This window comes from Roseixanthobacter psychrophilus, from assembly GCF_043195195.1.
Lineage (GTDB): Bacteria > Pseudomonadota > Alphaproteobacteria > Rhizobiales > Xanthobacteraceae > NCEH01.
This window is the reverse complement of record NZ_JBAFWT010000008.1, coordinates 147,469-154,792: the sequence shown is the minus strand read 5'-3', so window position 1 is coordinate 154,792 and position 7,324 is coordinate 147,469. Positions and strand designations below refer to the sequence as shown.

The 7,324-nt window shown below is 66.6% G+C and carries 12 protein-coding genes and 1 pseudogene; all 13 read right to left on the bottom strand.

Going from position 1 to position 7,324, the window contains the following annotated elements; translation table 11 throughout:
* Nucleotides 1-213 (bottom strand): annotated as a pseudogene (locus V5F77_RS10555) (hypothetical protein); the annotation flags it as partial.
* Nucleotides 210-467, bottom strand: a complete 258-nt coding sequence (locus tag V5F77_RS10550) for a hypothetical protein (protein WP_429005305.1) — start codon at nucleotides 465-467, stop codon at nucleotides 210-212. The gene V5F77_RS10550 and the pseudogene V5F77_RS10555, both read right to left, overlap by 4 nt.
* Complete coding sequence (locus V5F77_RS10545) at nucleotides 464-868, bottom strand: thermonuclease family protein (RefSeq protein ID WP_429005304.1); 405 nt, start codon at nucleotides 866-868, stop codon at nucleotides 464-466. Before V5F77_RS10545 ends, V5F77_RS10550 begins: the two co-directional genes overlap by 4 nt.
* Entirely contained in the window at nucleotides 865-1,416 is a 552-nt protein-coding gene (locus tag V5F77_RS10540; protein WP_429005303.1) for a helix-turn-helix domain-containing protein, read from the bottom strand. Before V5F77_RS10540 ends, V5F77_RS10545 begins: the two co-directional genes overlap by 4 nt.
* Nucleotides 1,413-1,613 carry a hypothetical protein gene (locus V5F77_RS10535; protein WP_429005302.1) on the bottom strand — a complete coding sequence of 67 codons (201 nt, stop codon included), beginning with the start codon at nucleotides 1,611-1,613 and terminating at the stop codon, nucleotides 1,413-1,415. Before V5F77_RS10535 ends, V5F77_RS10540 begins: the two co-directional genes overlap by 4 nt.
* 10 nt (nucleotides 1,614-1,623) lie before the next feature.
* Nucleotides 1,624-2,280, bottom strand: coding sequence for a DUF3164 family protein (locus V5F77_RS10530; protein WP_429005301.1), 657 nt, complete (start codon nucleotides 2,278-2,280; stop codon nucleotides 1,624-1,626).
* Nucleotides 2,267-2,590, bottom strand: coding sequence for a hypothetical protein (locus V5F77_RS10525; RefSeq protein WP_429005300.1), 324 nt, complete (start codon nucleotides 2,588-2,590; stop codon nucleotides 2,267-2,269). Before V5F77_RS10525 ends, V5F77_RS10530 begins: the two co-directional genes overlap by 14 nt.
* The gene (locus V5F77_RS10520) at nucleotides 2,587-2,892 is read right to left on the bottom strand and encodes a hypothetical protein (RefSeq protein ID WP_429005299.1); all 306 of its coding nucleotides are present in this window, start codon (nucleotides 2,890-2,892) and stop codon (nucleotides 2,587-2,589) included. Before V5F77_RS10520 ends, V5F77_RS10525 begins: the two co-directional genes overlap by 4 nt.
* Before the next feature lie 10 nt (nucleotides 2,893-2,902).
* Nucleotides 2,903-3,868 carry an AAA family ATPase gene (locus V5F77_RS10515; protein ID WP_429005298.1) on the bottom strand — a complete coding sequence of 322 codons (966 nt, stop codon included), beginning with the start codon at nucleotides 3,866-3,868 and terminating at the stop codon, nucleotides 2,903-2,905.
* A gap of 42 nt (nucleotides 3,869-3,910) precedes the next feature.
* The gene (locus V5F77_RS10510) at nucleotides 3,911-5,842 is read right to left on the bottom strand and encodes a transposase domain-containing protein (protein WP_429005297.1); all 1,932 of its coding nucleotides are present in this window, start codon (nucleotides 5,840-5,842) and stop codon (nucleotides 3,911-3,913) included.
* A gap of 23 nt (nucleotides 5,843-5,865) precedes the next feature.
* A complete protein-coding gene (locus tag V5F77_RS10505; RefSeq protein ID WP_429005296.1) occupies nucleotides 5,866-6,339 on the bottom strand; it encodes a DNA transposition protein in 474 nt (157 codons plus the stop codon).
* Nucleotides 6,336-6,497 (bottom strand): hypothetical protein, encoded by a 162-nt coding sequence (locus tag V5F77_RS10500; protein ID WP_429005295.1) that lies wholly within the window; start codon nucleotides 6,495-6,497, stop codon nucleotides 6,336-6,338. Before V5F77_RS10500 ends, V5F77_RS10505 begins: the two co-directional genes overlap by 4 nt.
* Nucleotides 6,497-7,324, bottom strand: coding sequence for a ParB N-terminal domain-containing protein (locus V5F77_RS10495; RefSeq protein ID WP_429005294.1), 828 nt, complete (start codon nucleotides 7,322-7,324; stop codon nucleotides 6,497-6,499). Before V5F77_RS10495 ends, V5F77_RS10500 begins: the two co-directional genes overlap by 1 nt.

The following is a 7,324-nucleotide window of genomic DNA, read 5'->3' as shown; positions in this document are numbered from 1 at the left end:
TGGCGCGGCATCCGGCGCTGCCGGTGCCGGATTGGTCCACAGCTTGAGCTTTTCCTGGACCTTCCAAGCAGCGTCTGAGGAAAGCCCCTTCGCGGTGCGCTGGCCGGTCTCGGCCTCCAACAGGTTGCGATAGCTGTCGTCGTCGAGGCCGAGTTTCGCCGCCATCGCGTGGATGGCGCCGATCTGCTTCGCACTGGCGGGCGCGGCGCTCATCGCTCCCCCCGATAGGTCAGCAGGCGCGGCGGGGCGGCGATTGCGCCCGCGCCTCGCTCGGCCTTCTTCGGCTTGTCGGCGCCCTTCTGGTCGCGCTGGATCTCGGCCAGATCCTGCAGGAGCATGCCGAGGCGGAGCGGGTCGAAGACCTCGATCTCGATTTTCACCAGGGCGCCGCCCTTGGCCTGTGTCGCCGCCGAAAAGGACTTGAGGCGGCCATCCTCGCCCGGCCAATAGATGCTGCGCAGGGTCATGGCCGCACCCCACACCAATGCGCTGCGCGCGCGGCCCACGCGTCATGCCCAGGCCGCCACGCGATGGCGAGGCCATCGGCCGAGAGCAGCGCGCCGACGTCGCGGCCGCCGACGGTGAGACGGGCGAGCGTGCGGCCGTACCGGTCGCGGCCGTGGCGGACGATCTCCACCGGCCGGCCGCGCAGCAGCTCCAGGAGCCGCGCCTTGGCGGCGAGGCCGAGCACAAGCTCGCTCTCGCAGCGCGGGTGGGCGGTCTCTGGCGCATCGATGTCGAGCAGGCGGATATGCTCGGTGCCGAGGGCGACGGTGTCGCCATCGATCACGCGCAGGCGGTTGCCATCGAGCGCGAGGGCTGGCGTGGCGGCCAGGAGCGCGGCCAGCAACAGCAATCGGGCGATCATGATGCGGCTCCCGCTGTCGCGTCGGCGCGATCGCGGATCATCGCTTCCAGGCGATCCAGCTCGGCCGCGTATGAGGGATCGCACAGCCGCTCGCGCACCGCTCTGCACGCGTGCGAGACGGTGGTGTGGTTCAACTCGAAATGGGCCGACACCGCTTTGTTGTTCTTCCCCGCGAGGCGCAGGGCGAGATAGACCGCCAGTTGCCGGGCGCGCACGACATGATATGCGCGACGCGCCGAGTGGATATCGACGAGACTGACCTGGCAGTGCTCGGCAACCACCGCTTCCACGGTATCGATCGTGATGGGCGCGGCATCCTCCCCCGGCACCGCGCGCAGCGCCGCGAGCAACACCGTGCGCACGGCACGCGGGCCCACCAGCGTGCTCATCTCCAGCGTTCCGGCGATCAGCGCATCCATGTAGGCCCGCATCTGCGCGGCAGGGGTGAGCTTCGACGCCGGCGCCGGCGCACCGCGATTGAGGCGGAGCGATGTGGAGCGGTAATGCGCCTGCAGCTGTGCGGCCGAGTTGAATTGCATCGCCGTCATTGCACCGTCTCCTTCCGCTCGATCTGCGGCTTGCCGGGTTGGATCAACAGATGTCCAGTCTCCAGACCGTCCGCGAACTTTTCGAACAGCCATTCCGCTTGCGCTGGGGTTTTGCACGTGACCGTCAACCGCACGACGTCATCGTCCAACAGCTCAAGCTCGACTTGTTTGACTTGGGCGGTGTTTGAATCGCTCATATTCGCCCCCTCACGCCGAAGCCAGATCGAAGGACACGGGTTTCCAGGCATCCGCGACCGTCGCGCGCCGGTAGAACCGCACGTATTCCTTGGTGCCCATGGGCTTCATGCTGGCGCGAATGGCGCGCATCGCTTCCTTCCAGCGCGCGTCCTCGATGTCGAGGCGCAGCAGAGAAAACAGATCGGCCTTGTTCACCTTCCCCGCCTGATCGACGTTGAAGGCGCGGCTGATGATGGCGCGGATCTCGGTGCGGCTTTCGGCCGACCACTCCCGCAGACATTCATCCACCAGTGTCTTCGCGGTTTGCAGCTGGCCCCGGAATTCGATCAGATCAGCGATCGCAACCTGGACCTTCTGTAACCCGTCGAAGCTGGTCAGGGTGACGTTGCCCTTCTCCCCGCCGGACTTGGCGCCGTATTCTTGCGCCAGCAACGCCTGGTAGCCCCTCACGTCGGCGAACGTGTGCTCCTTGAAGCGGCGCATCTCGGCCGACAGCGGTTCGGCATAGCCGAAGATCTTGCGCACCACCTCATCTTCCAGCCGATCTTCGGCGCTGATGCCTTCCAGCGGCACGAGATGGGCGCGCGCATCGTACATGTAGAGATGGCCGGATACTTCCACCACACCGGGCGGGATGGTGGCGGGAGCGACGTCAGTCGTTTCCATGTGCGGGTTCCTCTTCGACAAGGGTGACGTAGCCGAGCGTTACAAGCGCGGCGGTGAGTTGTTCCGTCGCCGCTTCCAGTGCGTCGTCCATGAGGACGCACTCGGAGAACGTGTCGGCATCGAGCATTTTTGACCGTGCGGCGAGCAGGTCGGCGGCGAGGCGCGCCACCTGATCGAGCGCGACCGTGGCGCGCGCCAGATCGACCAAGCGGTCGACCGGTATGCCGACGGCCTCGCGGCGCGGGTTCTTGTGCTCGGCGATCTGGCGGGCGTCGGCGACGCCCCGGCGGCAGATGTCAGCGGATGTCATGCGGCATCGCCTCCGCCGCTGTGGTGCTGATCCGACGGGCGGAACAGGATCACGACATTGCTGCCAGCCACCGGCACCGCCAGCGTCTCCGCTCGGGTGCGGCCGACGGCATCGAGGTCGCGGGCGACCTCGTCCATCTGTGCCAGATCGCGCTCAAGGTCGCGGGCCCGATCGACCATCGCGCTCATCATGAAGATGAGGGTCTGCACCGCCACGGCATGGAGTTGCATGCCGGCCGACTCGTACGGCTTGAACTGATCCCGCAGGGTGGCAAGGCTCTCGCTGAGGGGAGGATTTTGCATCGCCGCCCCCTCACGCCGTTTCGAGCTGCGATGAGGACAATTGCCCCCACGCCTGCCGAATATGGTTCGGGCCGAGCCCTTCGCCGCTGCTGCTCGCGAACATCCCGGCGAGCCGCAGCGTCTTCGTGAGGTTGCGCAGAGCGCCCGGCTTGCGGCCGATCTCCTTCAACAACTGGCCGGCGGGGGCGGCGCCGTCAATGCCCCAGGCCGCGAGGATTTCGCAGATGTCTTTTGCGCGCGCTTTCGGCTGTACGATCCGCATGCCCACTCGCGAATGCAGCTGCGCGAACTGGGCGCCGCGTGCCTCACCGCCCTGCAGGCGGCCGAAGACGCTCTCATTGCCGGCGATGGCGATGCCGCACTTCGCAAGATCATGCACCGTGCGCAGCTGATCGAGCGCCTTACTCTCCAGGTGCTGTGCCTCGTCGATGATGATCAGCGCTGCCGCGTTCTTGAGGCGGGCAACGACGGCGCGAGAGACGCGGTTTGTCGACCGCTCCACCACACCGACAGCGTCGGCGACTGCGGACAGCAGATTGTTGGGCGAGGACAAGCAAGGTTCGGCCGTCACCACAAAAACGTTGGAAGACCGCTTCTGATATTCCTCAATCGCCGTCGTCTTGCCGATCCCGGCGCCGCCCACCGCGACCACGAAGTCGGGTGCCGACTGTGCGAACGCAAACAGGTCGAGCATGGCGGAGGCGGTGGGCGTGCGCACGAAGCCGGGCGCCGTGGGCAGCACCATCGCGGTGCGCTCGCGCTCCCGGCGTGTCTCCAGCCAGCGCGAGACCTTTGCAGCGATGCCGGAGTTGTCGCCCTTGTAGGTGCCGCCCATCCACGGCGTGAATGTGCCGTAGGCCATGCCCGCTTCCTTGGCGATTTCCACCTGCGTCAGACCTTCTGTGGTCATGATGAGGCGCACTTCTTCCCGCACGTGGTCCAGTGGATCGGCAGGTTTTTCGATGGCGTCGTTCATGCTATGCTTCCTTTGCAACAGACTTTCAGCGGCGCGTGACGATCAATCGTCCGCGCCGTTCTCTTTTCTGACCACGTGCAGCTTCCTGACCGCGCGGCCGAACATTTCGAGCACCTCTTCCTGATCGTGCTCGTATGCTTGCTTGAGGGCGGTGCCGCCGGCGCCGAACAGCGGGCGCACCACCTTGTTTTCCGGCGGCTCCGGCGCCTCGATCTTGGCCATGAGGGCGCCGACCTGCTCGGGCGTGAGCTTGCGCTCGGCGGCCGCTGCGGCCTTGGTGGCGCGTAGGAAATCGTTGCGGGCGCGGGCGTGGACGCGGCTCGCGGCGGTGCTGAAAAAGCCAGCCGCCTCAAGGCAGGGCGCCTCGCCCAGGAACGCGCCGTCGGGCCGGTAGATGTAGACGCGGTCGTGCAGGGCGTCGGGATCGAACCGGACCATCACCTTTTTGCCCATGTGGCCGACCAAGAACTCGGACCAGTAGCGGTTGCCTTCCAGCCACACGGCTCCGTCCGGCGCCCGCGCGGTCACCAGATCGCTGGTGAGCAGGAGGCGGCGCAGCTGCTGCTCGGACGCCCGCTTGATCAGGGCGCCGTTGGCGATGGACAGGGCGTAGGCCTCGGCAAAGGAGAGGCGCCCGGCACAGACCTCCGTGCGCCGGCCGGCGCGGGTGTTGTGCTCGATGATGCCTTCGGTCACGATCGCCAAGAATGTTTCCAGCGGCACGGCCTTGGTGCCGTAATTCTCCGGCTTGTTCGCCACCGAGTTGCCGGTCCAGGCGCCGGCGAAACGCGGATCGCGGGCGACGTTTTGCGCGAGATCGCGCCACGCGCGCTCGATCGGTTTCGCCTGCCCGTGGTACGGCGTCGCCCAGTGCACCTCGCAGCCGAAGGCGGTGATGATGCCTTCCGGTTCCTCGTCCTTCACCTTGAAGCGATAGCGATTCTTCTGGCCGCCGGTGATCTGTTTCGAGGCAAAGGAGCGGCCGTTGTCGAACAGGACGTGTTCCGGGATGCCGTAGGTTTCGACCAAATCAGAGAACGCGAGCCGCACCAGATCCTTGTTTTCGCTGGTGTCGATGCGCCAGGACAGGATCATGCCGGAATGCAGATCCTGAAAGCCGACCATCCAGGGGCGGCAGATTTCGCCGTTCGGGAACTCTACGAACACGTCCCAATTGTGCCCGTCGGCGTTCACTGCTTCGAGGGCATGGAGGGTGCTGCGGTCGCGTTTCTGCGCCGGATAGAGGCGCTTAAGAGCCTCTTTGCCCTGGCGATAGAACACCACGATGGCGGGATCGAGCTTGGCGAGGCGGCGTTCCAGGGTCTTGCAGCTGGGGATGATCCAGCCCTGTTCCTTGGCCACTTTTTCGAGCTGGCGAAAACAGTGCGCGGCGGTCGGCTGCGACTGGGTGAGATAGGCGCCCTTCATCCATTCCCAGGCCGCCGGGTCGCAATCCACCGTGGTCTGCCGGCCGGCGTAGCGGGGGGCGAGATAGGCGAGCCAGTCGGCGCGGTCGATGCCGTGCACCTCGGATGCCCAGTTGTAGAGGGTGCGCAGGGACACGCCGACCTCCGAGGCGACCACGATCATGGCGAGGTCGCGCTCCTGCCCGGTGCGGGTGAGCGCATCCACGGCTTGCAGGGCGTCCAGCTTTTCCTTGGCCCGGGCCTTGAGGCGGTCCGGCAGGCCCTCAAACCAGTCCCACCGATTGCTCCGCTGTTCTTCCCGCGCGGCGGTGACGACGGGCGCAGGCGCGGCCTTTTCGGCCTGCTTTTGCCGCATGATCAGCGTGGTGCGGGCGCGCAGCGGCAGGCAGCTGTAATGATATTCATAACCGCCGCCGCGCCCCTCGCGCCGCCGCCAGTGACCCTTGGGATTCGCAGGGTATTCGTGCTCCGGCTGGCGCCAGTTTTCTGCCTTGCGCGCGATGTTTTCGCGCTCTCCAGGCATATCCGGCAGTCGTGCTTCAGCCAATTCCGCCGGTGTCCACCACTCTTTCACCGGATGACCCCCGTCTCTTTCAGAGCGCGCCGGCTCGCGTCGATGTCCCGGTCAAGTTTGGCGCGGGCTTCGATCTGTTCGGCCATGGCGATCGCCGGCAAATAGCGCCGCTCGATCACCGCCCACTCGAACTGGGCTGCCACAAGCTCCAGCAGCCGCCGGTCGCGGGTGACGTGGATCAGGGCGATGAAGCGCACCAGATTGATGATGTGCTCGCCGCGTGCCTCGGCCGCGTAGGCGTTGAGCATGTTCTCGGTGACGGCCTCGTCGAGATACTCGGACATGAGGCGCGCAACATCCGTGCGCGGCCGGCCGCAGGCGCGCAGCGAGGCACTCACCGCCTTTGAGATGCTCACGGCGATGGAGGCGCCGCGCACCTGTTCGGCCGGAAAAGCGACAACCGGATTGCTCGGCTGCCAGTCCCGCAGGAGGTCCATTTGCCCTGTCGGTGCGGCGCGGCGTCGGCTCATGGCAGCACCTGCAGTTGACGCAGGACCGCATAAATGGCGGCGAACACGGTGGCGCCCATCAGCAGGGCGGCCACGGTGCCCATGACGGCGGCGGCCTGCCGGCGCGCCCGGTGGAGGCTGGCATGTGCCGCCTGGATAGGGTGGATGGGGGCGGCCATCACGCGGCGTCCCGCTGTTCGCCCGAGGTTTCACCCTCGGATTTCAGGTAGGAAAGAAAGCGGTCGCGGGCGCGGCGGTCTGCCCTGCGCCAGCCCTTCAAGAGCGCGGCGTACTGCGCATCCGTCTCGTCCACCGGCGCGCCGGCGGCGCCATCGCCGCGCATCTGCTTCACGGCGGCGGCAATGCCCATGGCGGGGACGCCATCGCTCAAGGCCCATTGCACTGCGCTGCGCTGCTCTTCGGGCGACAGACGCGCCAGCGCGTCCAGTTCCGACCCGGTGTTGGCGATGGATGTCCCCGCGATCCGGTCGCGCACGTCCGGCACGATGGCGGCGCGGGCGATGATCCGTTGCAGGGTTCGCTCCGAGCAGCCGAGCCTCTCGCAGGCCTCCTCGGTAAAGCGCGGCAGCAAGTCGCCAAAGATGGCGACTTGCTCGGAACGGCGGTCGCCGCCGTGCTTGGCCTGCGGGTTCAGCTTCTCGTAAAGGCGCTTCTTCTCGCTGAGGAACACCGCCCGGTCGAGGTCGGAAAGCTCGGCGCGGTAAAGGTTTTCATCGATCTCCCGCATCCGCGCCTGATCGGCGGTGATGTCGAGGATCTCGGCGTCGATCTCGGTCCATTCGAGGAGCTTTGCGCCGCCAAGGCGGTGCCCGCCTGAGATCAGGGCATATCGGCCCTTCTTCCCGACCGGGCGCACCTCGATCGGATAGCGCTGCCCGTCCACTTTCATGCTGGCCGCCAGCAGCAGGGCTTTGTCCGGATCGACGCGGCGCAGGCGGTCGTCTGCGTCGATCAGATCGATGGCGATTTTTCTGCGTTCGGCCAT

Excerpts from the sequence above, each read along its gene's own strand:
- V5F77_RS10550 (WP_429005305.1), bottom strand. The coding sequence starts at position 467 with ATGACCCTGCGCAGCATCTATTGGCCGGGCGAGGATGGCCGCCTCAAG.
- V5F77_RS10545 (WP_429005304.1), bottom strand. The coding sequence starts at position 868 with ATGATCGCCCGATTGCTGTTGCTGGCCGCGCTCCTGGCCGCCACGCCA.
- V5F77_RS10540 (WP_429005303.1), bottom strand. The coding sequence starts at position 1,416 with ATGACGGCGATGCAATTCAACTCGGCCGCACAGCTGCAGGCGCATTAC.
- V5F77_RS10535 (WP_429005302.1), bottom strand. The coding sequence starts at position 1,613 with ATGAGCGATTCAAACACCGCCCAAGTCAAACAAGTCGAGCTTGAGCTG.
- V5F77_RS10530 (WP_429005301.1), bottom strand. The coding sequence starts at position 2,280 with ATGGAAACGACTGACGTCGCTCCCGCCACCATCCCGCCCGGTGTGGTG.
- V5F77_RS10525 (WP_429005300.1), bottom strand. The coding sequence starts at position 2,590 with ATGACATCCGCTGACATCTGCCGCCGGGGCGTCGCCGACGCCCGCCAG.
- V5F77_RS10520 (WP_429005299.1), bottom strand. The coding sequence starts at position 2,892 with ATGCAAAATCCTCCCCTCAGCGAGAGCCTTGCCACCCTGCGGGATCAG.
- V5F77_RS10515 (WP_429005298.1), bottom strand. The coding sequence starts at position 3,868 with ATGAACGACGCCATCGAAAAACCTGCCGATCCACTGGACCACGTGCGG.
- V5F77_RS10505 (WP_429005296.1), bottom strand. The coding sequence starts at position 6,339 with ATGAGCCGACGCCGCGCCGCACCGACAGGGCAAATGGACCTCCTGCGG.
- V5F77_RS10500 (WP_429005295.1), bottom strand. The coding sequence starts at position 6,497 with ATGGCCGCCCCCATCCACCCTATCCAGGCGGCACATGCCAGCCTCCAC.
- V5F77_RS10495 (WP_429005294.1), bottom strand. The coding sequence starts at position 7,324 with ATGGCCGAACGCAGAAAAATCGCCATCGATCTGATCGACGCAGACGAC.